25 protein-coding genes are annotated in these 26,706 nt (G+C 67.9%); 16 read left to right on the forward strand and 9 right to left on the reverse strand.

What is annotated here, in order from left to right; all coding sequences use genetic code 11:
• Positions 1-17 precede the first annotated feature (17 nt).
• Together fabD and AC1RRR_RS05095 are read right to left on the reverse strand one after the other, a co-directional pair.
• Positions 18-962, reverse strand: coding sequence for an ACP S-malonyltransferase (gene fabD / locus AC1RRR_RS05090; protein WP_492811048.1), 945 nt, complete (start codon positions 960-962; stop codon positions 18-20).
• Positions 963-1,030: 68 nt separating this feature from the next.
• Positions 1,031-1,501 (reverse strand): group II truncated hemoglobin, encoded by a 471-nt coding sequence (locus tag AC1RRR_RS05095; protein ID WP_492811049.1) that lies wholly within the window; start codon positions 1,499-1,501, stop codon positions 1,031-1,033.
• 113 nt (positions 1,502-1,614) lie between these two features.
• Between AC1RRR_RS05095 and AC1RRR_RS05100 the strand changes: the two genes are divergently transcribed.
• From AC1RRR_RS05100 to AC1RRR_RS05110, 3 genes are all read left to right on the forward strand, one after another.
• Entirely contained in the window at positions 1,615-2,151 is a 537-nt protein-coding gene (locus tag AC1RRR_RS05100; RefSeq protein ID WP_492811051.1) for a peroxiredoxin, read from the forward strand.
• Positions 2,152-2,237: 86 nt separating this feature from the next.
• Positions 2,238-3,350: a helix-turn-helix domain-containing protein gene (locus AC1RRR_RS05105; protein ID WP_492811053.1), complete on the forward strand. Its 1,113-nt coding sequence runs from the start codon at positions 2,238-2,240 to the stop codon at positions 3,348-3,350.
• A gap of 76 nt (positions 3,351-3,426) precedes the next feature.
• A complete protein-coding gene (locus AC1RRR_RS05110; protein ID WP_492811054.1) occupies positions 3,427-4,236 on the forward strand; it encodes a sterol desaturase family protein in 810 nt (269 codons plus the stop codon).
• On the opposite strand, the gene AC1RRR_RS05115 is transcribed toward AC1RRR_RS05110, so the two are convergent.
• A complete protein-coding gene (locus AC1RRR_RS05115) occupies positions 4,211-4,873 on the reverse strand; it encodes a hypothetical protein (RefSeq protein ID WP_492811056.1) in 663 nt (220 codons plus the stop codon). The two genes, AC1RRR_RS05110 and AC1RRR_RS05115, sit on opposite strands and share 26 nt — an antisense overlap.
• Positions 4,874-5,136: 263 nt before the next feature.
• Between AC1RRR_RS05115 and rpsF the strand changes: the two genes are divergently transcribed.
• From rpsF to alr, 7 genes are all read left to right on the forward strand, one after another.
• Positions 5,137-5,523 (forward strand): 30S ribosomal protein S6, encoded by a 387-nt coding sequence (rpsF, locus tag AC1RRR_RS05120; RefSeq protein WP_454716438.1) that lies wholly within the window; start codon positions 5,137-5,139, stop codon positions 5,521-5,523.
• 14 nt (positions 5,524-5,537) lie between these two features.
• Positions 5,538-5,816: a 30S ribosomal protein S18 gene (gene rpsR, locus AC1RRR_RS05125; protein WP_004615089.1), complete on the forward strand. Its 279-nt coding sequence runs from the start codon at positions 5,538-5,540 to the stop codon at positions 5,814-5,816.
• Between the two features lie 13 nt (positions 5,817-5,829).
• A complete protein-coding gene (rplI, locus tag AC1RRR_RS05130; RefSeq protein ID WP_454716439.1) occupies positions 5,830-6,414 on the forward strand; it encodes a 50S ribosomal protein L9 in 585 nt (194 codons plus the stop codon).
• 198 nt (positions 6,415-6,612) lie between these two features.
• Positions 6,613-9,063, forward strand: coding sequence for a TonB-dependent receptor plug domain-containing protein (locus AC1RRR_RS05135; RefSeq protein WP_492811058.1), 2,451 nt, complete (start codon positions 6,613-6,615; stop codon positions 9,061-9,063).
• A 201-nt stretch (positions 9,064-9,264) separates the two neighbouring features.
• Positions 9,265-10,791, forward strand: a complete 1,527-nt coding sequence (locus AC1RRR_RS05140) for a replicative DNA helicase (protein WP_492811059.1) — start codon at positions 9,265-9,267, stop codon at positions 10,789-10,791.
• Between the two features lie 209 nt (positions 10,792-11,000).
• On the forward strand, positions 11,001-11,687 hold the full coding sequence (locus AC1RRR_RS05145; RefSeq protein WP_492811060.1) for a MarC family protein: 687 nt from the start codon (positions 11,001-11,003) through the stop codon (positions 11,685-11,687).
• Between the two features lie 39 nt (positions 11,688-11,726).
• A complete protein-coding gene (gene alr / locus AC1RRR_RS05150) occupies positions 11,727-12,806 on the forward strand; it encodes an alanine racemase (RefSeq protein ID WP_492811061.1) in 1,080 nt (359 codons plus the stop codon).
• Here the strand turns inward: alr and AC1RRR_RS05155 are convergent.
• Positions 12,803-13,387 (reverse strand): hypothetical protein, encoded by a 585-nt coding sequence (locus AC1RRR_RS05155; protein WP_492811063.1) that lies wholly within the window; start codon positions 13,385-13,387, stop codon positions 12,803-12,805. The genes alr and AC1RRR_RS05155 overlap by 4 nt on opposite strands.
• 149 nt (positions 13,388-13,536) lie before the next feature.
• On the opposite strand from AC1RRR_RS05155, the gene radA reads away from it, so the two are divergent.
• The 6 genes from radA to AC1RRR_RS05185 all read left to right on the forward strand — a co-directional run bounded on the left by radA (position 13,537) and on the right by AC1RRR_RS05185 (position 20,517).
• A complete protein-coding gene (radA, locus tag AC1RRR_RS05160) occupies positions 13,537-14,919 on the forward strand; it encodes a DNA repair protein RadA (protein ID WP_454716448.1) in 1,383 nt (460 codons plus the stop codon).
• Positions 14,916-15,533: a CvpA family protein gene (locus AC1RRR_RS05165; RefSeq protein WP_492811065.1), complete on the forward strand. Its 618-nt coding sequence runs from the start codon at positions 14,916-14,918 to the stop codon at positions 15,531-15,533. Before radA ends, AC1RRR_RS05165 begins: the two co-directional genes overlap by 4 nt.
• Positions 15,530-17,029 carry an amidophosphoribosyltransferase gene (gene purF / locus AC1RRR_RS05170; protein ID WP_454716450.1) on the forward strand — a complete coding sequence of 500 codons (1,500 nt, stop codon included), beginning with the start codon at positions 15,530-15,532 and terminating at the stop codon, positions 17,027-17,029. Before AC1RRR_RS05165 ends, purF begins: the two co-directional genes overlap by 4 nt.
• 10 nt (positions 17,030-17,039) lie before the next feature.
• Entirely contained in the window at positions 17,040-18,029 is a 990-nt protein-coding gene (locus tag AC1RRR_RS05175) for a bile acid:sodium symporter family protein (protein WP_492811067.1), read from the forward strand.
• A 49-nt stretch (positions 18,030-18,078) separates the two neighbouring features.
• The gene (locus AC1RRR_RS05180; RefSeq protein ID WP_492811069.1) at positions 18,079-18,834 is read left to right on the forward strand and encodes an SDR family NAD(P)-dependent oxidoreductase; all 756 of its coding nucleotides are present in this window, start codon (positions 18,079-18,081) and stop codon (positions 18,832-18,834) included.
• A gap of 192 nt (positions 18,835-19,026) precedes the next feature.
• Positions 19,027-20,517: a methyl-accepting chemotaxis protein gene (locus AC1RRR_RS05185; protein WP_492811071.1), complete on the forward strand. Its 1,491-nt coding sequence runs from the start codon at positions 19,027-19,029 to the stop codon at positions 20,515-20,517.
• On the opposite strand, the gene AC1RRR_RS05190 is transcribed toward AC1RRR_RS05185, so the two are convergent.
• From AC1RRR_RS05190 to AC1RRR_RS05210, 5 genes are all read right to left on the reverse strand, one after another.
• Positions 20,514-21,650, reverse strand: a complete 1,137-nt coding sequence (locus AC1RRR_RS05190) for a serine hydrolase domain-containing protein (RefSeq protein ID WP_492811072.1) — start codon at positions 21,648-21,650, stop codon at positions 20,514-20,516. The two genes, AC1RRR_RS05185 and AC1RRR_RS05190, sit on opposite strands and share 4 nt — an antisense overlap.
• Before the next feature lie 54 nt (positions 21,651-21,704).
• Entirely contained in the window at positions 21,705-22,529 is an 825-nt protein-coding gene (locus tag AC1RRR_RS05195; protein ID WP_492811073.1) for a hypothetical protein, read from the reverse strand.
• On the reverse strand, positions 22,529-24,289 hold the full coding sequence (gene der, locus AC1RRR_RS05200) for a ribosome biogenesis GTPase Der (protein ID WP_492811075.1): 1,761 nt from the start codon (positions 24,287-24,289) through the stop codon (positions 22,529-22,531). Before der ends, AC1RRR_RS05195 begins: the two co-directional genes overlap by 1 nt.
• 131 nt (positions 24,290-24,420) lie before the next feature.
• Positions 24,421-25,851 carry a PQQ-like beta-propeller repeat protein gene (locus AC1RRR_RS05205; protein WP_492811076.1) on the reverse strand — a complete coding sequence of 477 codons (1,431 nt, stop codon included), beginning with the start codon at positions 25,849-25,851 and terminating at the stop codon, positions 24,421-24,423.
• Positions 25,848-26,621 carry a tetratricopeptide repeat protein gene (locus AC1RRR_RS05210; RefSeq protein WP_492811077.1) on the reverse strand — a complete coding sequence of 258 codons (774 nt, stop codon included), beginning with the start codon at positions 26,619-26,621 and terminating at the stop codon, positions 25,848-25,850. The genes AC1RRR_RS05205 and AC1RRR_RS05210 overlap by 4 nt, the downstream gene beginning before the upstream one ends.
• Positions 26,622-26,706 lie beyond the last annotated feature (85 nt).

Below are 26,706 nucleotides of genomic sequence, written 5' to 3' on the forward strand. Positions count from 1 at the left end.
CGGTCTTCCTTATGAATTTAGAGCGAGGCCGCGAAGGCTTCGAGATCAGCAGGCGTGTTCAGCGGGGTCGCCTCGGCGTCCGGGGCAATGCGCTTGGCCATGCCCGAGAGGACCTTGCCGGCGCCGGCTTCGGCGAAACGCGTGACGCCGCCGTCCGTGGCCAGCCAGGTCATGCTCTCGCGCCAGCGGACGCGGCCGGTGACCTGCTCGACCAGCAGCTTGCGGATGACGTCCGGGTCGTGGACCGGGGCGGCGGTGATGTTGGCGACCAGCGGCGTGCGCGGGGCGATGATGGTCGTGCGAGCCAGCGCCTCGGCCATCTCGTCGGCGGCCGGCTGCATCAGCGGGCAGTGGAACGGGGCCGAGACGTTCAGCGGAATGGCGCGCGCGCCCAGTTCCTTGGCCTTCTCGATGGCCTTGTCGACGGCCGCCTTGGCGCCCGAGATCACGACATTGCCGTTGTTGTTGTCGTTGGCCACGACGCAGACGCCGACTTCCGAGCCGGCCGCGGCGGCCGCTTCGGCCAGGGCCAAATCCGTCTTCGGACCGATCAGCGAGGCCATAGCGCCCTCGCCCACCGGCACGGCGCGCTGCATGGCCTGACCGCGCAGCTTCAGCAGGCGCGCGGTGTCGGCCAGGCTGATGGCGCTGGCGGCGGCCAGGGCCGAATATTCACCCAGGCTGTGACCGGCCACGAAGGCGGCGCGATCGATGCCGACGCCGAATTCCTTCTCCAGCGTGCGGGTCACGGCCAGCGAGACGGCCATCAGGGCCGGCTGAGCGTTCTCGGTCAGGGTCAGGTCGCCTTCGGGACCTTCCTTCATCAGCGAAAACAGCTTCTGGCCCAGGGCGTCATCGACTTCCTGGAAGACCTCGCGAGCGCTGGCGAAAGCTTCGGCCAGGTCGACGCCCATGCCGACCGACTGGCTGCCTTGTCCCGGGAAAATGAAGGCGATGCTCATGATGGCCCGCTCCGTCTTTTGTAGATTCAAGGGGCGGAGGGTTAGGCCAAAGGCGGCCGGGCGGCAAGTCAGCCCAACCAGGGGCCTCCCGGCGGTCCCCAGCCCCACACCGGCATCGGCGGCTCGCCCTCGGGCTCGGGAACGCCTTCGGCCGAGTTGATCACCGCCAGCCGCGTGCCCCATTCCAGATAGCCGACGAAGGCGGCGCGGAACTCCGGATCGTCGGGCATCCCCACCTGATCGGCGGTGTCCACCATCAGCGCCACCCAGGCCCGGCGCTGCTCCTGGGTGAGATGGCGGCCCATGTGCTTGCGGATCATCGCCGCATGGCCGCCGCCGGCCTCGGTATAGGCCTTGGGGCCGCCGAACACCTCGCCGACGAAGGCCGCCACGTGCTGGGCGTGATGCGGGTCCATTTCGGCGAAGACCGGGGCCAGCACCGGATCGTTCGGCACGCGGGCGTAGAAGGTCTCGAACAGCGTCTTGAACCGCTCGGGGCCGCCGGCCCACTCCGCCAAGGTCGGGACGTTGTCGGCCATGTCTTTCTCCCCATCCGCCCAACCGACGTAACGACGAAGGTAGCGGTTTGGAAGATGGCGGAATGGGGTTATCCAAGGCGTGACCGTTAACAGCCCTCCTCCTGGAGCTTCCGATGTCCCGTCTGCTCGCCGGTATCGCCGCCGCCGCCCTCGCCGTGGCCGCCGCTTCCCCCGCCCTGGCCGCCCTGAAGGTCGGCGACAAGGCGCCGGACTTCGACGCCAAGGCCGCCCTGGCCGGCAAGGACTTCGACTTCAAGCTGGCCAAGGCCCTGAAGAAGGGCCCGGTGGTGCTGTACTTCTTCCCCGCCGCCTACACCGCCGGCTGCACCGCCGAGGCCCACGAGTTCGCCGAGGCCACGCCCGAGTTCGAGAAGCTGGGCGCCACGGTGATCGGCGTCACGGCCGGCAATGTCGACCGCATCAAGGACTTCTCCAAGGAGCACTGCCGCGACAAGTTTGCGGTCGCCGCCGCCAACGCGGACCTGGTCAAGAAGTACGACGTGGTGCTGTCGCAGAAGCCCGAATGGTCGAACCGCACCTCGTACGTGATCGCGCCGAACGGCAAGATCCTGATGTCCTATACGGACGGCAACTTCGCCGGCCACGTCACCCAGACGATGGACGCGGTGAAGGCGTACAAGAAGAAGTAGCCTGGCAAGAAGAAGTAGCCAGCCTTTTGCGGTTCCGACCAGCCGCGCGGGTTGAACCCCGCGCGCGCTGGCGCCCATGATCGGTCATGACCGATCTCGCCCAGCTTGAACTGGCCATTCGCGGCGTGACCGTCGGGGCCTTCGCCGCCACCGGCGTTTCCCTGGCGGCCAGCCGCAAGATGACGCCGACGCGCTGGGTTGGCGTGCTGGTGATGCTCTGTTCGATCGCCCACGTCGTCGAGAGCCACTTCTACTACACCGAAGGCCGGCATTTCAGCCCGGTGACCTGGGCGCTGGCGGCCTCGGCGGCGGGCGTCTTCTGGCTGTTCTGCTCGGTGCTGTTCGAGGACGAGCCGAAAATTCCGCCCTGGCGCTACGCCATTCCCGGTGCGGCTTTCACCTTCTGGCTCATCGGCGCGTTTCTGCCGCCATCACCCGTCCGCGCCGCTGTCTGGTGGTCGTTCGCGGCCTATTCGGTGGTCCTGCACACCCATATCCTGCTGATGGCCTGGCGTGGCTGGCGGATCGACCTCGTCGAGCGCCGCCGTCACCTGCGGGCGCCGATCGCGGCGGCGGCCACGGGCTACATGTTCATCCAGACCCTATGCGATTTCAGCTTCGGCAATGGCCCGATGCTGCCCGGCATGGTCCAGACCGTGGCCCTGGCCGCCCTGGGCGTCGGCTCGGCCCTGGCCCTGCTGCGCGCCGAGCCGGTGCTGGTCCAGGCCTCGCCGGCCGCCGGCGAGCCTCCAGTGGTCAAGCCGGCCGAGACCCTGGATCTCACCCCGGCCGACCGCCTGGTGCTGGCGCGCCTGGACAAGGCCATGAACCAGAACGAGGTCTGGCGCGGCGAGGATCTCTCCATCGGCACGCTGGCGGCTCTGGTCGGCGCGCCCGAGCACCGCCTGCGCAAGCTGATCAACGGCACGCTGGGCCACCGCAACTTCGCCGATTACGTCAATGGCCGGCGGATCGAGGCCGCCAAGGTCGCGCTGTCTGATCCCGAACAGGCGCTGAAGTCGGTCTCGACCATCGCCTATGAGCTGGGCTTCGCCTCGCTGGGGCCGTTCAACCGCGCCTTCCGGGCCGCGACCGGCGTCACCCCGACCGCCTGGCGCCAGGACGTGACGCCGGCCCATCCGCACCTGCGACTGGTCGAAACCGGCGAAGGCGCGTCGAAACCCGACAAACGGGCCTGATTTCAAGTTCGGCGCGACGGTCGGAGCACTGGCCGCTTCCCTGAGGGCGTCTCTCACCGCCCTGGAGCCCAACGACGTGCTCGACGCCCTCCTCCCCTTCGCTCGCAACTGGCTGGCCTCGATGCAGGTCGACGTCACCCGCTATGTGGTCTTTTCCGTCAGCGTCTGGCTGGCCCTCTGGGTCGTGTTGGCCATCCCGCTGGCCGGTCGCAAGATCCGCGACAGCCGACCGGCCGCGCGCCAGCTGCTGATCGAGTTCGCGACCTCGATCCGCTCGATCATGATCTTCTCGACCCTGGGTCTGCTGACCTTCGGCCTGTTCCGGGCCGGCTGGCTGCCGGGACCGTACATCGCCAAGAGCTGGGGACCGGTGTGGTTCTGGACCAGCCTGGTGCTGATGATCGTCGCCCACGACGCCTGGTTCTACTGGACGCACCGGCTGATCCACGACCGGCGGCTGTTCCGGCGCTTCCACCGCCGCCATCACCGGTCGAACAATCCCTCGCCGTTCACCGCCTACAGCTTCGACCTGGGCGAGGCCTTCATCAATGGCGTCTTCGTGCCGCTGTGGGTGATCCTGATCCCGACCCAGTGGCCGGTGGTGGGGCTGTTCATGCTGCACCAGATCGTGCGCAACACGATCGGCCACTCGGGCTACGAGCTGTTCCCCGCTCGCAAGGACGGCCGGCCGCTGATCCCGTTCGTGACCACCGTGACCCACCACGACCTGCACCACGCGCAGGCCGGCTGGAACTACGGGCTCTATTTTACCTGGTGGGACAAGCTGATGGGCACCGAGCACCCGGAGTATCTGAAGCGGTTCGCGGCCGTGACGGCGCGCAAGGACCGCAAGCTGGAGGCTACCAGCCGACCTTCACCAGCTTGACCATGGCGCGGGCGTCCTGCAGCCGCCAAGCCTCGCGCTGGTTGTTGACGCCCCGCACGCTGATGGTGAGCTCGGCGGGGATTTCGAACGGACGCATGACGCTGAGGTCGACGCCCTCCTCCCCCTGCGAGCCGCCGCCAAAGGCGATCGAGCCGACCGGACGGCCGTCCAGGGTCAGGGACGAGCGGATGTTGGCGCGGGCCACCGGGATCTTGCCCGGCACGGCGATGGCCTGGCTGGCGTCCATGTCCATCGAGACGCGCACATAGTTGGCGCGCGGCAGCAGGCCAAAGCCGAACAGCTTGGACATCGACGAGCGCAGCCGGGCTTCGCTCTGGTTCCAGGACGCGCCCAGAGCCATCGAACGCTCGCCGACGCGGTCGCTGTCGGGCTTCTTCGACAGGTTCAGGTCGAAGTCGTAGGTCGGATTGTCCAGCATGCCCGACGACTTGACCGTCAGGGCGACCTTCTCGGTGTCGGTCGACAGGTCCAGCGGCAAGGCCGCCGAATAGCCGGCGAAACGGCCTTCATGGGCCGAGACCGAGGTGACGGGCTTCTGGATCAGTTCGGCATGCGCGGGCGCGGCGACGGCAAAGCCGGCGGCGAGCACGATCATGAAACGATGTCCGATCTCCATGTTCGCCTGCTAGCATAGGCCTTTGCGCGGATGAAGACCGCTCGGCGTCGAAAGCCCGACATTTCCCGTGTGCCTGCTTCGGCGGCGCCCCTGCGCTTGCCTTTCACGCCCATCTTCTGTAATAGCGCGCGTTCTCACGGAAGAGCGGTCTTGCACGCACCCATCCGGGACCGGGGTTTACCCCGCTCGGCGTGTCGGATCCATCGTGGTTGACGGACTTCCGTCGTCGACCGCGCCGCCTTCCACAACGGAAGAAGGAAAACATGGCGTTCTACGAACACGTGGTCATCGCGCGGCAGGATATCTCGCCGCAACAGGCCGAAGCTCTGAACGAGCAACTGAAGACCCTCATCGAAGAGAATGGCGGCCACATCGCCAAGATCGAGTACTGGGGCCTTCGCAACCTCACCTACCGCATCAAGAAGAACCGCAAGGGCCACTATTCCCTGCTCGCGATCGACGCCCCGGCGCCGGCCGTGAAGGAAATGGAGCGCCAGCTGCTGATCAATGAAGACGTTCTGCGCTTCATGACGATCCGCGTCGAAGAGCTGGACCTGGAACTGTCGCCGGTTCTGGCCCGTCGTGATCGTCCTGATCGCGCCGAGCGCCCGCGCGAAGACTTCGCGCCGCAAGCGCAAGCCCAAGCGTAAGGGAGAAAAAGATCATGACCGATACGACTGCTCCCGAAGCCGGCGCTCCGGCCGCCGCCGCTGGCGGCGCTCGCCGCCCGTTCTTCCGTCGCCGCAAGGTTTGCCCGTTCTCGGGCGCCAACGCGCCGAAGATCGACTACAAGGACGTGAAGCTGCTGCAGCGTTACGTCTCGGAACGCGGCAAGATCGTTCCGTCGCGCATCACCGCGGTGTCGGCCAAGAAGCAACGCGAACTGGCCAAGGCCATCAAGCGCGCCCGCTTCCTGGCTCTGCTCCCCTACGTCGTGAAGTAAGGGAGACACCACGATGAAAGTCATTCTGCTCGAACGCGTTGAAGGCACCGGCGTCCTCGGCGACGAAGTCACCGTGAAGGACGGCTTCGCCCGCAACTTCCTGCTGCCCCGCGGCAAGGCCCTGCGCGCCACCAAGGCGAACCTGGCCACCTTCGAAGCTCAGCGCGCTGAGATCGAAGCCCGCAACGTGAAGAACCGCGAATCGGCCGCCAAGAACGGCGAAGAGCTCGACGGCACGCAATACATCCTGATCCGTCAGGCTGGCGAAAGCGGTCAGCTGTACGGTTCGGTCGCGGGCCGCGACGTCGCCGACGCCATCAAGGCCGAAGGCGGCAAGGTCGACCGCTCGATGGTCGTGCTGGACAAGCCGATCAAGACGCTGGGCGTCCACGAAGTGAAGGTGATCCTGCACGCGGAAGTGACCATCACGGTCACCCTGAACATCGCGCGCAGCCAAGACGAAGCCGAGCGCCAAGCGCGCGGCGAAAACGTGATCAACTCGCAATTCGAGGAAGATCGCGCGGCCGAAGCCGAAGCCGCCCAAGACATGGCGGAAGGCGGCGCCGGTTCGTTCGAAGGCGACCACTACGAAGCCTAATCCCTTCCGGGATCAGAGGTTTTATCGAGAAACGGCGCGGAGCAATCCGCGCCGTTTTTTTCTGCACTTTGCTCCAGAAATGCTTAGCTTGTTCGCAGAAGTGTCAAATCCCATGTTCGCGGTAGGGGTTGAAACCCCTTCGGGGGCGTAAGGCCGAATGGCCGGCATCCCCGACAAAAATGAGAGGGGATATCTCACATGCGCTACAGAAGCCTGCTGCTGGCCGCCGCTTCGCTGACGGCCTTCGCCACCACGGCCCACGCCCAGACCGCCGCCCCTGCTGGCGGCGACGACGCCAACACCAATGTCGAAGAGATCATCGTCACCGGCACCCGCACCGCCGGCCGCTCGCGCCTGGACAGCCTGGCGCCGGTCGACGTCGTCACCGCCAAGACGCTGCAACAGCGTGGCAGCACCGAACTGGCCGCCGCCCTAGCCGCCACGGTGCCGTCGATCAACTTCCCGCGCCCGTCCAACACCGACGGCACCGACTCGGTCCGCCCCGCCGTCCTGCGCGGCCAAGGCCCCGACCAGACCCTGGTGCTGGTCAACGGCACGCGCCGCCACGCCACGGCGCTGGTCAACCTGAACGGCTCGGTGGGCCGCGGCTCGGCCGCCGTCGACCTGAACGCCATCCCGTCCGTCGCGCTCGACCGCATCGAAGTCCTGCGTGACGGCGCTGCGGCTCAATACGGCTCGGACGCCATCGCCGGCGTCGTCAACCTGCGCCTGCGCGAAGCCGACCACGGCGGCGGCGTCACGGTCACGACCGGCAAGTACATCACCAGCTTCGACGGCCTGCAGACCGGCCAGAAGCAGAAGCGCCGCGACGGCCTGACCAAGACGGTCGCCGGCTGGCAGGGCCTGAAGCTGGGCTCGGATGGCTTCCTGACGCTGTCGGCCGAGTATGTCGACCGCGACTTCACCAACCGTTCGGACACCGACACCCGCGTGACCCCGCAGCGCGTGACCTCACGCTTTGGCGATCCCGAGGTCGAGCAGGTCAGCTTCTACGCCAACGCCGGCAAGCCGATCGGCGACAACTGGGAAGCCTATGGCTGGTACGGCTATCAGCAGCGCGACGCCGAGGCCTCGGCCACCTATCGCCTGCCCACCGACGCCAGCCAGAACATCCCCAGCGTCTATCCCAACGGCTATCTGCCGCTGATCACGACCAACACCGAGGACGTCACGGCCGCCGTCGGCCTGCGCGGCGAGCTGGCCGGCTGGAAGCTGGACACCAACCTGGTCTACGGCAAGAACGACCTCGACTTCGGGGTCAAGAACACCATCAACCCGTCGTATGGCGCGGGTTCGCCGACCAGCTTCAAGGCCGGCGGCCTGACCTATGACCAGGTGGTGTTCGGCCTGGACGCCAGCCAGGAGTTCGAGGTCGGCCTGGCAGGGCCCTTGAACGTCGCCTTCGGCGTCGAAGCCCGCCGCGAGACCTACAAGATCAACGCCGGCGAAGTGGCGTCGTACGCGCGCGGCACGGTGTCCCCTACCCTGTCGTTCGGCTCGCGCGGCTTCACTGGCTTCACGCCCAGCAACGCGGTCGATGTCGATCGTGACGCCGTCGGCGTGTACCTCGACCTGGAAGGCAAGATCACCGAGAAGCTGACCGGCTCGGCCGCCGTCCGCTACGAGGACTATTCGGACTTCGGCACCAATACGAGCTGGAAGCTGTCGGCCCGCTACGACTTCACCGACAACTTCGCCATCCGTGGCGCGGCCTCGACCGGCTTCCGGGCCCCGAGCCTGCAGCAGCAGTACTTCACCTCGACCTCGATCCTGTACATCAACCAGAACGTCGGCGGCGTGACGACGGCGGTGCCGTTCGAGACCGGCACCTATCCGTCGCTGAGCCCGGTCGGCACGGCCCTGGGCGGCAAGCCGCTGGAGCCGGAAAAGTCGAAGAACTTCTCGCTGGGCGCGGTCTATCACAAGGGCGCCTTCGAGCTGACGATCGACGCCTATCAGATCGACGTCGACAACCGCATCGTCCTGACCGAGACCTTGACGGGCACGGCCACGGCGGCGGTCGGCACCAATGCCCGGGTGATCTTCGACCTGCTGGCCCCTTACGGCGCGTCGGCGGCCCGCTACTTCACCAACGGCGTCGACACCAAGACCAAGGGCGTCGACGTGGTGGCCCGCTACCGGATCGTCGACGAGCAGGCCGGGACCTTCGACCTGACGGCCGCCGCCAACGTCAACGACTTCAACGTTCTGCGGACGCCAACCACCACCGTCCTGCCGACGCCGGTCACCCTGTTCGCGCGCCAGGCCACCCTGCGCTTCGAAAAGGGCACGCCGCGCACCAAGGTCTCGCTGCAAGGCGACTGGAGCAAGGGCCCCTGGGGCGCGACCCTGCGGAGCACCTTCTACGGCAACGTCCTGTCGCCCGGCACCGCCGCCGACGGCAGCGGCGACTGGTACACGGGCAATCAGGGCATCGTGGATCTGGAAGGCCGCTATCGCTTCGGCGAGCACGCCACCGTCTCGGTCGGCGCCGACAACCTGTTCGACCAGTACCCCGCCCAGGTGCCGCCGAACCTGAACACCAGCGGCGGCAACCCGTTCTCCAGCTTCTCGCCGTTCGGCTTCAACGGCCGCTTCGTCTATGCGCGCCTGGCCATCAACTGGTAGGCTGAAAACCGCGCAAACGTTTGGGCCCGGAGAGCGATCTCCGGGCCCTTATTTTTGTCCGGCGTCAGAAGCGGACGCCACCCGAGGCGCGTGCTCTTGCACTTTTTTGCGCTCGGAACATACACAGAATATCCCCGTTCATCTGACCCTCTGCGGGCATCGGAACGGGCTTCCAAAATCGCCTTCCGTTAATATCCGCCGATGTCCCTCGTACCAGCGCTCGACCTGCTTCCCTCGGTCCTTCCCGAGCCCGTGATCAATGTGGCCCCGCACAACATGGAGGCCGAGCAGGCGCTGCTCGGGATCCTGCTGTATGACAACGCCGCCTACGAGCGTCTGACCGACAGCCTGCAGGCGCGCTGCTTCTACGAGCCCTTCCACCAGCGCCTGTTCCAGTCGATCGAGACCCACGTCCGCAAGGGTCAGCTGGCCGAGCCGATCCTGTTGTCGGACGAGTTCAAGAAGGACGCTGCGTTCGAGGAGCTGGGCGGCCTGCGCTATCTGGCCGACCTGGTCGACCGTGCCCCGCCTGCCGCCAATGCCGGCGACTACGCCCGGGTGATCTTCGACCTGTCGCTGCGCCGCGAGCTGATCCGCATCGGCGGCGACATCGCCACGACCGCGCACAGCGGCCTCGGCAAGGACGAGGAAAAGAAACCCGCCCGCGACCAGATCGAGCTGGCCGAACAGCAGCTGTACAGCCTGGCCGAAAGCGGCACCGCCTCGTCGGGCTTCGTCTCGTTCGGCGACGCCCTGCGCGGCGCCGTCGAGATGACCGCCGAGGCCTACAGCCGCGAAGGCGGCATGTCGGGCGTGTCGACCGACCTGATCGACCTCGACCAGAAGATCGGCGGCCTGCACCCCTCCGACTTGATCGTCCTGGCCGGTCGTCCGTCGATGGGCAAGACGGCGCTGGCGACCAACATCGCCTTCAATATTGCGAAAAAGTACGCCTACGAGATCCAGCCCGACGGCACCAAGAAGACCGTCCAGGGCGGCGTCGTGGCCTTCTACTCGCTGGAAATGAGCGCCGAACAGCTGGCCCTGCGTATGCTGGCCGACGCGTCCGGCGTGTCGGGCGACAAGCTGCGTAAGGGCGAGATCGACGCTTCGGAGTTCGGACGCGTCCGCGACGCGGCCATGGAGCTGCAGGAAGCGCCGCTGTTCATCGACGCCACCGGTGGTATCTCGATCGCCAAGCTGACCGCCCGCGCCCGTCGCCTGAAGCGCCAGCACGGCCTGGACCTGGTCGTGGTCGACTACCTCCAGCTGGTCACCGGCTCGGACCTGTCGTCCAACGCCAGCCGCGTGCAGGAAGTCTCGCAGATCACCATGGGTCTGAAGGCCCTGGCCAAGGAACTGGCCTGCCCCGTCATCGCCCTCTCGCAGCTGTCGCGTCAGGTCGAACAGCGCGACGACAAGCGGCCCCAGCTCTCCGACCTTCGGGAATCGGGCTCGATCGAACAGGACGCCGACATGGTGTGGTTCGTGTACCGCGAGGCCTACTATGTGGGCCGCGCCGAACCGCGCGAAGGCACGCCCGAGCACCTGACCTGGCAGGAAGACATGGACCGCCTGCACGGCCTGGCCGAGGTGATCATCGCCAAGCAGCGTCACGGCCCTATCGGCACCGTGCGCCTGTCGTTCAACAGCGACACCACCCGCTTCGGCAACCTGGCCAAGGACCACTACTTCGCCCAGGCGCGGAACATTCCGTCGGACGAGTAGTCCTCCTTCCGTTTCCCCGGCGAAAGCCGGGGCCCAGATGGAAGAATGTCGGGGGTGGGCTCTAGAGGCTCAACACCCTTCCAATCAACCCAAACGCCCTGAGATCTGGACCCCGGCTTTCGCCGGGGAAACGGGTTTGGGATGGCGTTTGACTTCTCCCTGCCTCGCAAGCCACCGTCCACGCCTCGCCCTCCAGTTCGACGAGTCACATGGACTTCAGCCCCCTGCCCACCTCCAGCCTGGTCGGCGCTTTCCTGCTGGCGTTTCCGGCGCTGTTCTCGATCGTCAATCCGGTCGGGGCGTCGCTGATCTTCGACCAGGCGATGGGCGGCCGCAGCCGCAGCGAGCGACGCAAGCTGGCGCGGCAGATCGGCCTCTACGCCTTCCTGGTGCTGCTGGGGTCGCTGCTGCTGGGCGGCTACATCCTGAACTTCTTCGGCGTCAGCCTGGGGGCCCTGCGGGTGGCCGGCGGCCTGGTCGTGGCGATCCGGGCCTGGGGCCTGTTGATGGACCCGCAGGAACACGAAGACCGCAAGACCAGCCAGACCGAGCCCGTACAGAGCCATGAAGACGTGGCCTTCTTCCCACTGACCATGCCGTTCACGACCGGCCCCGGCTCGATCTCGGTGGCCATCGCCCTCTCGTCCCAGCGTCCGACCGAAGGCGCGGCCGTGGCGCCGTTCTTCATCGGCGCGGGTCTGGCCGCCGCCGTGGTGGCGGTGATGGTCTGGCTGTTCTACAGCGCCTCGGGCCGCGTCATGCGCCTCTTGGGTCCGTCCGGCGCTCGCGTGTTGTCGCGGCTGGTCGCCTTCCTGCTGCTGTGCATCGGGGTCCAGATCATCGCCTCGGGCGCCGAGAGCCTGGTGGGCAAGTTCATGAGCACGCACCACGGTTAAACCGTTGAACCTCAAGGCCGCGTCCGCTACGCGGAGCCCGTGACCGAAAGCCGCCTCACCCTCGACCTCGACGCCCTGGCCGCCAACTTCGCGGCCTTGCGCAAACGCGCGGGCGGTGTGGAGTTGGCGCCGGCGGTCAAGGCCGACGGCTATGGCCTGGGCGCGCCCGTGATCGCCGACCGCCTGTGGGCCGAGGGCGCCAGGACCTTCTATGTCGCCCGTCTGTCCGAGGGCGTGGCCCTGCGCCAGGCGCTGGGCGATCGCGACGCCACCATCTACGTCCTGGACGGCGCCACGCCCGGCTCGGGCGACACGCTGGAAGGCGCGGGGCTCACCCCCGTGCTCAACAGCCTGCCGCAGATCGAAGCCTGGAACGCCCAGGCGCGCTCGGGCCGGCTGGAGGCCGCTCTGCACGTCGACACCGGCATGAACCGCCTGGGCCTGCGCCCCGAAGAGGTGAAGGTGCTGGTCGGGGCTTTCGACCGCCTCAAGCGCCTCGACATCGAGCTGGTCATCAGCCACCTGGCCTGCGCCGACACGCCATCGCATCCGCTGAACGCCCTTCAGCTGGCGCGCTTCCAGGAAACCACGGCCCTGCTGCCGAACGCGCGCCGCAGCCTCGCCAATTCCGCCGGCCTATTCCTGAGCGACGCCTACCGTTTCGATCAGGCGCGGCCGGGCGTCAGCCTGTATGGCGGCGGGCCGGAGGGCGTGCCGCATCCCGAGATCCGCGCCGTCGCCACGGTAGAAGCCCCGATCCTGCAGGTCCGCGTCGTGCCGCGTGGCGAGAGCGTCGGCTATGGCGCTGGCTGGACCGCGCCCGACACCACCCGCGTGGCCATCGTCGCGGCCGGTTATGCCGACGGCGTGCTGCGGTCGACCCATCCCAACGGCCAGGTCTGGTTCGACGGCGCGCGCCGCCGCCTGCTGGGTCGCGTCTCGATGGACCTGATCGCGGTCGAGATCACCGACTGCGACGCCGCCCGTCCCGGCGCGATGGTCGAGCTGTTTGGTCCCAACCTGCCGATCGACGACGCCGCCAACGCCGCCGGCACCTCGGCCTACGAGCTGCTGACCCGCATCGCGCCGCGCGCCCGCACCGTGGTCGTCGGCGGCTAGCCCGCCAGCGCCCGCAGCCGCGCGGCGTTGACCGTCTCGACGGCGGCCTTCAGCACATCGACATTATCCGCCGAACCCTCGGCCGAGATCGCGAAGCGGTCGGCGGCCACGATGCTGTAGCGGCCCGACTTCGACGCCGTATCCCAAGTCTCGGTCACCATCCGTCCGCCAGCCGTAGTGATGGTCTCGTAGCCGCTGGCCGTGCGCCGCGTGCTGGCCGCGCCCTGGGCGTCGTCCGAAGCGCCGATGCTGCCGATTGCGCCCAGGTCGGTGACTTCCAGCAGGAAGGCGGACGTCCCCTTCCCGTAACGGGCGCTGGCCTTGGTCTGGTTGGACTCGGGACCGCTCGCGGTCGCTGTCGGCCCCCGCGCGAAGCCGCCGACGCTGGCGGGCAGCAGGTCCTTCAAGCCCGCCGGGTTCAAGGCGCGCGTGCCCTTCTGGGCGGCTTTCTCGGCACGTTCGGACTCACGCTCCAGCTGGCGCAGGTCGACCGACTTGCCGTTGACCTCGACCGGGCCGGAGGATTTGCGTTCACCCTCGCGGCCGCACCCGGCCAGCGCCGCCACAACGGCGATCGCCACGCTCCAACGCCACGTCCTGCTCCCGACCACGAAACCCTCCACAGCGATCTCGCCACCCTAACGCCTGTTACGCGGCTTGGCTGCGTCCGGCTTTGGCGCACCGGGCCGCCAACCTGTAGTCTCCAGACATCCGAGAATCAGGAGCCCCCATGGCCCGCGACGGCGCCGTTTACGCCTGCCAGTCCTGCGGCGCAGTCCAGACCAAGTGGTCCGGCCAGTGCCCCGCCTGCCAGAGCTGGAACACCCTGGCCGAAGAGGTCGGGGCCAGGCCGCCCGGCGCCCTGTCGTCGACCAAGGCCACCCGCGTGCGTGGCCTGCAGTTCAGTGGCCTGGAAAGCGAGAGCGCCCCGCCGCCCCGGATCATGACCGGCGTCGACGAATTCGACCGCGTCTGCGGCGGGGGCGTGGTGCCCGGCTCGGCCATCCTGATCGGCGGCGACCCGGGCGTGGGCAAGTCGACCCTGCTGTTGCAGGTCTGCGCCAGCGCCGCCCTGCGCGGCGTCTCCTGCGCCTATATCTCCGGCGAAGAGGCCGTCGAGCAGATCCGGGGTCGCGCCGAGCGCATGGGCCTGTCGAAGGCCAATGTCAGCCTCGCGGCCGAAAGCTCGCTGCGCGACATCCTGGACGGGCTGAAGCGCGACAACTTCGACCTCGTCGTCATCGACTCGATCCAGACGATGTGGAGCGACGCCCACGAGGCCGGCCCCGGCACGGTCACGCAAGTTCGCGCCTGCGCCACCGAGCTGGTGCGCCTAGCCAAGAAGAAGGGCGTGGCGATCCTGCTGGTCGGTCACGTCACCAAGGACGGCCAGATCGCCGGTCCGCGCGTGGTCGAGCACCTGGTCGACGCCGTCCTCAGCTTCGAGGGCGAGCGCGGCTATCCGTTCCGCATCCTGCGCGGGGCCAAGAACCGTTTCGGGGCCACCGACGAGATCGGCGTCTTCGAGATGGGCGACATCGGCCTGCGCGAGGTCAAGAACCCCTCGGCCCTGTTCCTCAACGAAGGCGGCGAACGCGCGGCCGGCGCGGCCGTGTTCGCCGGCATCGAAGGGTCTCGGCCCGTCCTGGTGGAGTTCCAGGCCCTGGTCTCGCCCTCCGCGTACGGAACACCCAGACGCGCCGTGGTCGGATGGGATTCCGGCCGCATGGCCATGGTCCTGGCCATCCTTGAATCCCGATGCGGCCTTGGTTTTGGCGACAAGGACGTCTATCTGAACGTCGCTGGCGGCCTGCGCATCACGGAACCGGCGGCGGATCTCGCGGCGGCGGCGGCTTTGGCCTCCTCCGCCCTCGATGTGGCCCTGCCCCAGGACTGCGTCGTGTTCGGTGAGCTCAGCCTCTCAGGCGAGGTCAGGCCGATCAGTCGAATGGAGTCGCGTTTGAAGGAAGCCGCGAAACTGGGATTTGGCCGGGCGCTAGGACCGCTCACCGGCCTCCCTGAGGGTGGCGGAGCCTTGCCGGTCGCGGGGGTCGCCCGTGTGGCCGACGCCGTGCGCCGCATCGGCGACGAGATCTGGACGAGCCTGACGTGACGCCTTTCGACATCATCGCCGGTCTCCTGCTTCTGGTGTCCGGCGTCACCGGCTGGATTCGCGGCGCTTCGCGCGAGCTGACCTCGGCCCTGTCGTTCATCTTCGCCGCTGCCATCGCCCTCTTCGGCCTGCGCATCAGCGGCCCGATCTTCCGCAAGCTCATGGACCCCGATTGGGCCGCCACCGCGTGCGCCGTGCTGGTCGTGTTCGTGATCTTCTTCCTGATCTTCCGCCTGGTCGGCGGCCGACTGACGGCCAGCCTGCATGAGACCTCGGCCGGCGTGCTGGACCGCGCGGTCGGCGCGACGTTCGGCGTGATCCGCGCCTGCGTGATCCTGGGGGTCTTCAACCTGCTGCTGCACCTGGCCACGCCGCCGGACCGCATGCCGCGCTGGGTCGAGGATTCGATGTTCTATCCGCTCTCGGAAGCCAGCGGCACGGTGCTCAAGGTCTTCGCCCCGAAGGGCAAGGCCCTGGCCGGCAAGCTGGCCCCGGCGATCAAAGAGGCCGTCCACGAGGGCGGCGACAATACGTCCGGCGAGAAGTCGTCCGGAAAAGGCTATAATGATGACCAGCGTCGTAAGCTCGACGACCTGGTGGAGAAATCGCGATGACCTTCCTGGGCCAATCGACCGACCGCTATTCCTCTTCGCCCGTCCGTGATCCCGAGGACGATACGCTGCGCCTCGAGTGCGGCGTCTTCGGCGTGTTTGGCACGCGCGACGCGGCGGCTATCGCGGCCCTGGGCCTGCACGCCCTGCAGCACCGCGGCCAGGAAGCCTGCGGCATCGCCGCCTTCGACGGCGCCCGCTTCCACACCGAGCGCCACATGGGCCATGTCGGCGACGCCTTCACCGGCTCGGACCTGGTGCAGCGTCTGCCCGGCAACATGGCCATCGGCCACACGCGTTATTCCACGGCCGGCGGCGCGGGCATCCGCAACGTCCAGCCGATGTTCGCCGATCTGGAGACCGGCGGCGTCGCCATCGCCCACAACGGCAACCTGACCAACTTCCTGACTCTGCGCGAGCGCCTGGTGCAGGAAGGCGCGATCTTCCAGTCGACCTCAGACTCCGAAGTCATCCTCCACCTGATCGCCCGCTCGCGTAAGGCCCGCATCGTCGACCGCTTCGTCGACGCCGTCGGCCAGATCGAAGGCGGCTACGCCCTGGTGGCGATCACCAACAAGAAGATGATCGGCCTGCGCGATCCGCTGGGCATCCGCCCGCTGGTGCTGGGCGACCTGGACGGCAAGCCAGTCCTGGCGTCCGAGACCTGCGCCCTCGACATGATCGGCGCCCGCTTCGTGCGCGACATCGAGCACGGCGAGATGGTGGTCATCGAAGAGACCGGCATCACCTCGACCAAGCCGTTCCAGACCCAGGCCGCGCGCCCTTGCGTGTTCGAATATGTCTATTTCGCCCGTCCCGACAGCGTCGTGAATGGCCGCTCGGTCTACGGCGTGCGCAAGCGCATGGGCCGCAACTTGGCCAAGGAAACCGGCGTCGAGGCCGATGTCGTGGTGCCGGTGCCCGACTCGGGCGTGCCGGCGGCGCTGGGTTACGCCCAGGAGAGCGGCCTGCCGTTCGAGATGGGCATCATCCGCAACCACTATGTGGGCCGCACCTTCATCCAGCCGACCCAGGGCGTCCGGGAGCTGGGCGTGCGCATGAAGCACAGCCCCAACCGCGCCATCCTGGCCGGCAAGCGCGTCATCCTGATCGACGACTCGATCGTGCGCGGCACCACCTCGCTGAAGATCGTTCGCATGGTCCGCGAGGCCGGCGCCAAGGAGGTCCACCTCCGCTCGGCCAGCCCGCCGATCAAGTGGCCCGACTTCTATGGCATCGACATGCCGGAACGTGAGCAGCTGCTGGCGGCCAACAAGTCGCTGGAAGAGATGGCCAAGTTCCTGGAAGTCGACTCGCTGGGCTTCCTGTCGGTCGAAGGCCTGTACGACGCCCTGGAAGCCGGTCCCCGCGATCCGGCCGCCCCGCAGTTCACCGACCACTACTTCACCGGCGACTATCCGACCCGCCTGACGGACCGCGAGATCGCCGAGGGCCGCAACGAGACCAACGACAAGCAGCTCTCGCTGCTCAGCGCCTAAGTCTCTGCCCGTGAGCGTGAAGACCGTTCTCGAGAAGCTGAAGCTCGAGCCGTACGTCATCGCCCTGTTCGGCATGGTCGTGCTGGCCTCGATCATCCCCGTGCGCGGCGAGGCGGCGCACGGGCTGAACATCGTCGTCAAGCTGGCCATCGCCCTGCTGTTCTTCCTGCACGGCGCCAAGCTGTCGCGCGAGAACGTGGTGGCGGGCCTGACGCACTGGCGGCTGCATCTGCTGATCCTGGCCTTCACCTTCGTGATGTTCCCGATCCTGGGCCTGGTGATCAGCAAGATCTCGATCCTGCCCACCACCCTGGCGGCGGGCATGCTGTTCCTGTGCTGCCTGCCCTCGACAGTGCAGTCGTCGATCGCCTTCACCTCGATGGCGCGGGGCAACGTCGCTGCCGCCGTCGTGGCGGCCAGCGCCTCCAACCTGTTCGGCATCTTCATCACGCCGGTGCTGGTCAGCCTGCTGATGCACACCCAAGGCGGCGCATCGGGCGGCTGGAAGTCGGTGCAGGACATCGTCGTCCAGCTGCTGCTGCCCTTCATCGCCGGCCAGCTGGCTCGGCCGCTGGTCAGCGCCTGGATCAACAGGCACAAGCAGCTGATCGGCTATGTCGATCGCGGCTCGATCCTGCTGGTGGTCTACGCCGCCTTCAGCGAGGCCGTGGTCGGCGGCATCTGGCACAAGATCTCGCCGCTGCAGCTGGCGATCCTGCTGGCGGTGTGCGGCGTGCTGCTGGCCGTGGTGCTGGCCGCCACGACCTTCGGCGCGCGAGCGCTGGGCTTCTCGCCCGAGGACGAGAAGGCCATCACCTTCTGCGGCTCCAAGAAGAGCCTGGCCACCGGCGTGCCGATGGCGGGCATCCTGTTCCCCGGCCCAACCGCCGGCGTCATCGTCCTGCCGCTGATGATCTTCCACCAGATCCAGCTGATGGCCTGCTCGGTCATCGCCCAGCACTACGCCAAGAAAGCCGCCGAACAGGACATGGCGGCCTAAGGGCCTCACGCCGGTTCCCGTCCGCCCTTCCCTGCTCTAGAACCCGCCCATGACCTCCGACTCCTCCCAGCCGCTGGCCGGCCGCATCGCCCTCGTCACGGGCGCCACGCGCGGCATCGGCGAGGCGGTCGCCCTAGGCCTGGCCAAGGCCGGCGCCCACGTCATCGCCGTGGGCCGCACGCAAGGCGCCCTCGAGGCCCTGGACGACGCGATCCTGGAAGCGACCGGCGAGCGCGCCACCCTGGTGCCGCTGGACCTGCGCGAACCCGAAGGCCTGGACCACCTGGGCGCGGCCATCCACCAGCGCTGGGGCAAGCTGGACATCGTGGTCGGCGCGGCGGGCCTGCTCGGCCCACTCACGCCCGTGAGCCACCTGGAGCCCAAGGGCTGGGACATGATCCTGTCCACCAACCTGACGGCCAACTGGCGCCTGATCCGCGCCATGGATCCGCTGCTGCGCGCCTCCGACGCCGGCCGTGCGCTGTTCTTCTCCAGCAGCGTGGCCAAGACCCGCCCGGCCTTCTGGGGCGCCTACGCGGCCACCAAGGCGGCGCTGGAAGCCATTGTCGACGTCTATGCCGACGAGACCGAAAATACCCCGATCCGCGCCCTGTGCGTCGATCCGGGCGCCATGCGCACCCGCATGCGGGCCGCGGCGTTCCCCGGCGAGGATCCCCAGAGCGTCCCGGCGGCGGACACCATCGTCCCGTTCGTCATCGACCTGGTCCGCCCGGACCGCCAGCCGCCCAAGGGCGTCGTCCGCTTCAAGGACCGTGGCCAGGAATCACCCAGCACTAACATTTGATAAGGCGACTTCAAATGTTGCGTGAATTGTTACGGAAATAAACCTTGAGATTGCATCGAGGTTAAAAATACCACCCTGGCACTAAACCGGGGAACAATGTTTTGCGACGACTTCGCAAATTAGCGTCTCGTTAACCCCCTTGCCGCGACACGTTGCCGCACGGCAAAGACGCCGTTCCTTGGGACCCCGCAAATGGCGCTGTTCTCTCGCGGCCGTGACACCGGTGACACTGGCAAAATCTCCGACCTGGAGGGCATCGTCGCGGCGATCCAGCGCTCCCAGGCGGTCATCGAGTTCAATCTCGACGGCACGATCATCACCGCCAACGAGAACTTCCTGAAGACGCTGGGCTACAGCCTGTCGGAGATCCAGGGCCGCAAGCACAGTCTGTTCGTCGAGGCCTCGGAAGCCGGCAGCCCCGCCTATGGCGACTTCTGGCGCCGCCTGAACGCCGGCGAGTTCTTCGCCAGCAAGTACAAGCGCATCGGCAAGGGCGGTCGCGAGGTCTGGATCCAGGCCTCGTACAACCCGGTCTTCGACAAGACCGGCAAGCCCGTGAAGGTCATCAAGTTCGCCTCGGACATCACCGCGATCGAAACCGAGCGCGCCAGCAACGAAGCGGAGCGTGAAGAGGTCAAGATCGAGCAGGACCACGTCGTCTCGGTGCTGGCCGACAGCCTGGGCCGCATGGCCCGTGGCGACCTGACCGCCCGCATCGAGGCCCGCTTTGACGGCCGTTACGCCCAGCTGAAGCAGGACTTCAACGCCGCCATCGACAGCCTGCGCGACGCCATGAGCGCGATCGCCGAGGCCGCCAGCGGCATGGAGAGCGGCGCCAACGAGATCGCCAGCGCCTCGAACGACCTGTCCAAGCGCACCGAACAGCAGGCCGCCAGCCTGGAAGAGACCGCCGCCGCCCTGGACGAGATCACCGCCACGGTGAAGCGCAGCGCCGATGGGGCCAAGCAGGCCTCGGCCGCCGCTTCGGCCGCCAGCACCGACGCCGATCGCTCGGGCACGGTCGTGGCCGAGGCCGTCGCCGCCATGGGCGAGATCGAGAAGTCCTCGGGCCAGATCACCCAGATCATCGGCGTCATCGATGAGATCGCCTTCCAGACCAACCTCCTGGCCCTGAACGCCGGTGTCGAAGCCGCCCGCGCCGGTGAAGCCGGTCGTGGCTTCGCGGTCGTGGCGCAAGAAGTCCGGGCCCTGGCTCAGCGCTCGGCCGACGCCGCCAAGGAGATCAAGACCCTGATCGCCAACTCGTCCTCGCAGGTCGAGCGCGGCGTGCGCCTGGTGGGCGACACCGGCACGGCGCTGAGCGGCATCGTCAGCAAGGTCGGCGAGATCAACAGCCTGATCCGCGAGATCGCCGAAAGCTCGCAGGAGCAGGCCACGGGCCTGAACCAGGTCAATGCCGCGGTGAACCAGATGGACCAGGTCACCCAGCAGAACGCCGCCATGGTCGAGCAGGCCAACACCTCGTCAGCCGCCCTGCGCGGCGAGGCCCAGGACCTGGCCCGCCAGGTCTCGCGCTTCCAGACCGGCGCTCACCATGCGCCTGTCCGTCGTCCCGAGCCGGTCCACGCGCGCGCTCCAGCCGCGCCACCGCGCGCCCGCGCCGCCGCCCGTCCCGGCAGCTCGGCGGCCGTCGCGCCGGCCCAGGAGTGGGAAGAGTTCTAGTGGGGGGAGCGGACCTGCCTTAGCAGCAGGTTCGCCGTGGCCGCCGCCGGGCCGTCACCGGTCAGGGCGGCGGCCACGATCACACCGTCCTTGACCGAATACGCCACGACCGCGCTCGCGCCCGGCGTGCCGCCCAGGTGGCCCAGCCACAGGCTCTTGGTCCCGTCCGCGTCCGGGACCTCCACGACCATCGCGCCCAGTCCGTAGAAGCTACCAGCGTCGAACATCGGATAGAGCTTCCCGAACATCGCCTGCACGGTCTCCTGCTTCAGCAGCTTGCCGCCCAGCAGCGCCGCCCAGACCCGCGCCATGTCGCCGGCCGAGCCCACGGCGGGGCCCGCTGGACCAGCCCAGGCCGGCTCGATCGGGGCCTCCTTGGCCGAGACCAGCTTGGCCACGTCCTCGGCCTTGTCGCCGTCGCTCAGCACGCGCAGCGACATCAGCCCCAGAGGCTTGATGATCCGCGCCTCGACGGAGGCCTGCCAGGGCTGACCGTCGGCCTCTTCGATGACCTTACCCAGCAAGGCATAGCCGGTGTTGGAGTAGCGCCAGCGCTCGCCGGGACACGAGAACGCCCCGTGGCGGGCGATGATCTTCACGTCCTCGTCCAGGGTGTGGGCGCGGCGCTCCGCCCTCGCCTTCAGGTCTTCGTTGGCGCTGAACAGGCCGCCGGTGTGGGCCAGCAGGTCGCGGATGGTCACCACGTCGCCATTGGGCACGCCGGCGACGTACTTGCCGATCGGGTCTTCCAGCTTCAGCTTGCCGGCCTCGACCAGTTGCAGGGTCACGATGGCGATCAGGCTCTTGCCCGCGCTGGCCCAGAACAGCATCGGCGGCTGGTCGCCGCTGTCGGTCTTCTCCCAAACGCCCTTGCCAGGGATCAGGACGGCGGCGGTCATGGCCGGCGCCTTGGTCGCGGCCTTGGCCTGCAGGAAGCCCGCCTCCAGCCGCGCGACGGTCTGCGGATCCAGCGCGGCCTTGGGAACCTCGGCGAGCAGCGGCGGCGCGACCGGCGCATGCAGCGGCGGGCCGGCATAGGTCACCGCGCTCTTGCAGACCACGGGCTTGTAGTCGGCCGCCAGCGCGCTCGCCGGCAGGGTCGCCAACACCAAAGCCAATCCCATCCCCCGCATCGCCATCCTCCGGTTCAGCTTCAGAACGCTAAACGCGTATGGCGAAGTTTAGGCTCAGGGCGTGGTGACAAGCTTCTGGGACATGACGAAACGCGCCGTGGTCTTGCGGGACATGTCGCCGGGCGCGGTCAAGTCGCGGCCGCTGACACAGGTCGCCTGCAGGGCCAGGCCCGTGGCCTGGTCGATCAGGTAGTCGCAGCGGACCGTCACGACCAGATGGCCATCCGGACCGATGCGCCCCTCCTGGCGAGCGTCCAGGGTCACCTTGGCTCGCCCCTGCGCGTCCAGACCAGTGAAGGTTAGCGTGCGAGGAACGCTATTCGCGCCGGGCTGAAGCTGCGGCTTGCCCATGACCAGGGCCTGGCCCTGCGGCTCGGCCAGCAGCATCTGCGCGGGCATCAGCCCTTGCGCCGCCACTTCGGGCGTCAAACTCTCGAAAATACGTCGACGGCTGGGCGATAGGCCCGCATCGGCGCGATCCTCTTCCGAGGCCTTGGCCAACGCACCGGTCTCGAAGATGGCGGTCACCAAGGCCGGATAGTCTTCGATCGACTGCGGTGACATCCGCGCGTCGGCCCAGAAGCCGAGCTTGGCCGCTCGCGCGATCCAGTCGCCCGGATCGCCCGCGAACTGGCCCGACCGGTCCCGCAGGGTCCGCGTCACGTGAAGACGGTCGCCGGCGACGTCCACGGTCTCGGCATAGCCGACCACGCCCGTCACCGTTCGCGTCTCCCCCAGGAAAACGTCGGTATTGGTCTCCTCGACGCTCACGGCCAGGACGGCGCCTTTCGGCAACGTCAGGCGCTCCGGCAGGGTCTGGGCGACGGCATGCCCGGACAGGACGGCCGCGAAGGCCAGGGCGATCGCGACCTTCATCATCAGCGCTTCTTGCCCGGACCGGTATTGCCCCGCACCGTCCGCGCGCCCGACACCGGACGCTTGGGACCGGCCGCCTTGCCGCCGGCCGACTTGACGCCGACCTTGTAGCTGGGCGTGGTCGACACCTTCTTCTGGACCTTGGGGCCCAGCTTCTTGACCGACTTGACGGCGGCCTTGCCCGGTTCGGCCGGCGCGGCGCCCTCGACGGGAGCGGCGGCGACCTTCGGCGCGGCCGGAGCCTTCTTCTTGACCGGCTTGGCCAGGCGCGGATCGGGCAGGCCCGCCTCGATCGCGGCCTTGGCGGCGGCTTCGTCGGCGATACGCTTGGACTTCTTGACCGTGTTGCGCGAGGCGCGGATGCGTTCCTCCTCGCGCTCGCGGCGTTCGAACTCACGCTTGCCCCGGCCGCTGTGGCCTTTGGCCTCGCCGTCGGCATAGGGGTTGGCGCCCGACTTGATGGTGATGCGCAGCGGCACCCCCGGCAGGTCGAAGCTTTCGCGCAAGGAGTTGATCAGATAGCGCCGATAGTGGTCGGGCATCTGGTCGGCGCGGCTGGAGAACAGCACGAAGGTCGGCGGACGAGCCTTGGTCTGGGCCATGTACTTCGGCTTCACGCGGCGGCCGCTGACGGCGGGCGGCGGGTGGCGCTGCATGGCCATCTGCAGCCAGTCGTTCAGGTCGCGGGTCTTGACCTTGGTCGACCAGTCCTTGTGGATCTTCAGCACGGCCGGCATCAGCTTGTTGACGCCGCTGCCGGTCTCGCCCGACAGCGCCACCACCGGCGCGCCACGCACCTGGGGCAGCATCCGCTCGGCGTGCTCGCGGAAGGCGGCCAGGGTCGCGGCCTGGTCCTCGATCAGGTCCCACTTGGCCAGCACGAACACCAGGGCGCGCCCTTCGCGCTCGGTCAGGTCGGCGATCTGCAGGTCCTGGATCTCGAACGGGTGGGTGGCGTCCATGACCAGCACCACGACCTCGGCGAAGGTGATGGCGCGGATGGTGTCCTGGGTGGAGAGCTTCTCCAGCTTCTCCTGCACCTTGGCCTTCTTGCGCAGGCCGGCGGTGTCCACGAGGCGCACCTTCTTGTCACCCCAGACCCAGTCGACCGAGATCGAGTCGCGGGTGATCCCGGCCTCGGGACCGGTCAGCAGACGCTGCTCGCCGATCAGGCGGTTGATCAGGGTGGACTTGCCCGCGTTCGGACGGCCGACGATGGCCAGCCGGATCGGCTTGTCCTCGTCGTCCTCGTCGTCCGAGTACTGGTCCTCGGGAACGGCCTCCAGCATGGCGGCGTACAGCTCGGCCATGCCTTCGCCGTGCTCGCCCGAGATCGGGATCGGCTCGCCCAAGCCCAGCTTGTAGGCCTCGCCTATGCCCGACTGGCCGGCTTTGCCCTCGGCCTTGTTGGCGGCGATGATCACCGGCTTGCCGCGACGGCGCAGCAGGGTGGCGAACACCTCGTCCAGCGGCGTGACGCCTTCACGGGCGTCGTAGATGAACAGCGAGAGGTCGGCTTCCTCGATCGCCAGCTCGGTTTGGGCGCGCATGCGCGCTTCCAGGCTCTCGTCGGCGACGTCCTCGAAGCCGGCGGTGTCGATCAGGTGCAGGTCCAGGTCGCCCAGGCGGCCGTCGGCGTAGCGGCGGTCACGGGTGACCCCCGGCTGGTCGTCGACGATGGCCAGCTTCTTGCCGGCCAGACGGTTGAACAGCGTGGACTTGCCCACATTGGGGCGGCCGACGATGGCGAGTTTCAAAGGCATAAGGCGTCCAGTAGTCGATTTTCGCGTTTCCCGCAAAAGGCGCTGGAAAAGCGAAGGCCCGGGCCAGCTTTCGCGGACCCGGGCTCAAGAGCATTTCAAGTTGTCAGCGGGCCTCAAAGGACCCGTTTTGATCAGCGGATGGCGACCAGGTCGGCCTCGTCCGTGACCAGGTAGATGGTATCACCGACCGCGATCGGGTTGATCAGCACCGGAGCGCCGATCTTCAGGGTCTTTTCCTTGGCGCCGGTCTTGGCGTTCAGGGCCACGGCTTCGCCGTTGCTGGACACCGTGATCAGGCGGCCATTGGCCAGGATCGGCGTCGACCACAGGATCGGGTGCTTGGCGCGCTTCTTCTTCTGCTTCTTGGACAGGCTCTCGGTGTTGTTGAGGTCCTGGATCCAGTAGACCGAGCCGTTCTCGCGCGAGACGCAGATCACCTGGCCGGCCTTGTCGACGACATAGACGACGTCGCCGGCGGCCCACGGGGTGGTGATGGCGGTGACCGGCAGGCTCCAGCGGGCCTGGCCCGTGCGCAGGTCGGTGGCGGCGAAGACGCCCGAGTGGCTGACGGCGAAGACGTCGCCCTTGTAGATCACCGGGCGGCCCGGGATGTCGCGGATTTCCGACAGCGCGTTGGTGCGGCTGGCGCGGCTCAGGGCCTCGCTCCACAGGTCGTTGCCGTTGGCGGCGCGCAGGGCCACCAGTTCGCCCGAGGCGAAGCCCGCCACGACGGTGTCGCCGCTGACGGCGGGGCTCGAGGCGGCCAGGATGCGGGCCGGTTCGCTCAGGGCCTGGTAGGTCCAGCCCGGCGCGCCGTTCTCGGTGGCGTAGGTCAGCAGTTCGTTGTCGGTCGAAACCACGAACACGCGGCCGTCGGCGACGGTCGGGGCGCTGTGGATCGGCGTCGAGGTCTGCTGGGTCCAGCCGATATTGCCGGTCGCGGCGTCGATCTGGGCCACGAAGCGGAAGCCCGAGGCGACGTACAGCTTGCCGTCCGGACCGACGGCGACGCCGCCGCCGAAGCCCAGGCGATCGTTCTTCTTGGGGATCAGCCCCATGAAGCCGCCCTTGATGGTCGGGCCGGCGGCCGGACGCAGATCCTTGCGCCAGATCTGCGAGCCCGACTTGGCGTCCAGCGCCACGACGTCGGCTTCACCGTCCATCACGTAGATGCGGCCATCGGCCGAGACCGGTGGCGCGGTGACGTGGAACGTCTTGCCGCCCTTCTTGCCGAAGCCCTTCTTCCAGGCGATCTGGAAGCCCTTGCCGGCGTCGACGTGCTCGATCGACTGCTCGGCGTTGCCGCCCGGCAGGCGCCATTCGGTCTGGGCGACCGGCTCGGGCAGGAAGAAGTCGGCGCCCTTCAGCGTCTCGTTGGCCTCGACCTTCTGGTCGAAGGCGATGATCGAGATGCGCTGGCCCTGGCTGGCCGTGGACTTGTTCTTGTCCTTGCCGCCGAAGGGATTGAGTTTCGAAGCCGTCGAGCAGCCGGTGATGGCCACGGACGCGGACATCAGCGCGACCAGGGCGACGGAACGCTTGGAGATCATCAGGCGGCTCATTGAGAGGCGTTGGGGCCGGCAGCGGCGGCGTTGGGCGCGAGACCGGCGGGCAGCTGACCCATCGGCGGCATCGGAGGCAGTTTGGCGGCGGCCTTCACGGCCGCGCCCAGTTCCTTGGCGGCGCCCGAGTCGATCAACTGCATGGCGGCCTGGGCGCGCTGGCGCACCTCTTCGGACGTGCTTGAGTCGAGCGAGTTGGCCAGGATGACGAAATCCGCCCGCGCGCCGGCCAGATCACCGGCCTGCAGCTTCGCGAACGCCAGGGCTTCCTTGGCGTACACGCGGTACGGACTCTTTTCCCCCGCCAACGGCGTCAACCTCGACTCGATGTCTTTCAACGAGGCGGTGTCCATCAGGGCGAAGGCGGATTTGAGGCGGGCCAGGTCACCCAGCAGAACATTCGGCGCGACCTTGGCGGCCTCGTCGAAATAGGCGACCGCCTCGGTCGTCTTGTTTTCTTCGACGCGGATGTCGCCCATCTGCAGCAGGGCCAGGGCCTTGTAGCCCTTGGAACCCGTGTCGGCGACGGTCTTGAACTGGCCGAAAGCCTTGGCCGGACCTTGCTTCTGAGCGGTTTCGAGCGCGGCCTGATAGCCTTCCGAGGCCTTGTCGGCCTGGGTCGTCTGATACGAGGTCCAGCCCCAATAGCCGCCGACGCCGATCACCACGGCCGCCGTCGCCGCCGCCACCCAGGGCAGCGACTTCACCGCCAGGCTGCGATAGCGCTCCGACCGAAGCTGCTCTTCGACTTCGTCAAAAACATCGACCACGAAACGAGGCTCCGAAACGGGCGGCAGGCCCTTGGACGTCGCGCCAGAACTTAGGCGACGTCGCTGGTTTAAGACAGATTGTGGC

The sequence above is a fragment of the Caulobacter sp. GW821-FHT12D05 genome (assembly GCF_058807295.1).

What these genes read in the sequence shown, in the direction of transcription:
- fabD (WP_492811048.1), bottom strand. Translation starts at nt 962, where the DNA reads ATGAGCATCGCCTTCATTTTCCCGGGACAAGGCAGCCAGTCGGTCGGC.
- AC1RRR_RS05095 (WP_492811049.1), bottom strand. Translation starts at nt 1,501, where the DNA reads ATGGCCGACAACGTCCCGACCTTGGCGGAGTGGGCCGGCGGCCCCGAG.
- AC1RRR_RS05100 (WP_492811051.1), top strand. Translation starts at nt 1,615, where the DNA reads ATGTCCCGTCTGCTCGCCGGTATCGCCGCCGCCGCCCTCGCCGTGGCC.
- AC1RRR_RS05105 (WP_492811053.1), top strand. Translation starts at nt 2,238, where the DNA reads ATGACCGATCTCGCCCAGCTTGAACTGGCCATTCGCGGCGTGACCGTC.
- AC1RRR_RS05115 (WP_492811056.1), bottom strand. Translation starts at nt 4,873, where the DNA reads ATGGAGATCGGACATCGTTTCATGATCGTGCTCGCCGCCGGCTTTGCC.
- rpsF (WP_454716438.1), top strand. Translation starts at nt 5,137, where the DNA reads ATGGCGTTCTACGAACACGTGGTCATCGCGCGGCAGGATATCTCGCCG.
- rpsR (WP_004615089.1), top strand. Translation starts at nt 5,538, where the DNA reads ATGACCGATACGACTGCTCCCGAAGCCGGCGCTCCGGCCGCCGCCGCT.
- rplI (WP_454716439.1), top strand. Translation starts at nt 5,830, where the DNA reads ATGAAAGTCATTCTGCTCGAACGCGTTGAAGGCACCGGCGTCCTCGGC.
- AC1RRR_RS05135 (WP_492811058.1), top strand. Translation starts at nt 6,613, where the DNA reads ATGCGCTACAGAAGCCTGCTGCTGGCCGCCGCTTCGCTGACGGCCTTC.
- AC1RRR_RS05140 (WP_492811059.1), top strand. Translation starts at nt 9,265, where the DNA reads ATGTCCCTCGTACCAGCGCTCGACCTGCTTCCCTCGGTCCTTCCCGAG.
- AC1RRR_RS05145 (WP_492811060.1), top strand. Translation starts at nt 11,001, where the DNA reads ATGGACTTCAGCCCCCTGCCCACCTCCAGCCTGGTCGGCGCTTTCCTG.
- radA (WP_454716448.1), top strand. Translation starts at nt 13,537, where the DNA reads ATGGCCCGCGACGGCGCCGTTTACGCCTGCCAGTCCTGCGGCGCAGTC.
- purF (WP_454716450.1), top strand. Translation starts at nt 15,530, where the DNA reads ATGACCTTCCTGGGCCAATCGACCGACCGCTATTCCTCTTCGCCCGTC.
- AC1RRR_RS05180 (WP_492811069.1), top strand. Translation starts at nt 18,079, where the DNA reads ATGACCTCCGACTCCTCCCAGCCGCTGGCCGGCCGCATCGCCCTCGTC.
- AC1RRR_RS05185 (WP_492811071.1), top strand. Translation starts at nt 19,027, where the DNA reads ATGGCGCTGTTCTCTCGCGGCCGTGACACCGGTGACACTGGCAAAATC.
- AC1RRR_RS05190 (WP_492811072.1), bottom strand. Translation starts at nt 21,650, where the DNA reads ATGCGGGGGATGGGATTGGCTTTGGTGTTGGCGACCCTGCCGGCGAGC.
- AC1RRR_RS05195 (WP_492811073.1), bottom strand. Translation starts at nt 22,529, where the DNA reads ATGATGAAGGTCGCGATCGCCCTGGCCTTCGCGGCCGTCCTGTCCGGG.
- der (WP_492811075.1), bottom strand. Translation starts at nt 24,289, where the DNA reads ATGCCTTTGAAACTCGCCATCGTCGGCCGCCCCAATGTGGGCAAGTCC.
- AC1RRR_RS05205 (WP_492811076.1), bottom strand. Translation starts at nt 25,851, where the DNA reads ATGAGCCGCCTGATGATCTCCAAGCGTTCCGTCGCCCTGGTCGCGCTG.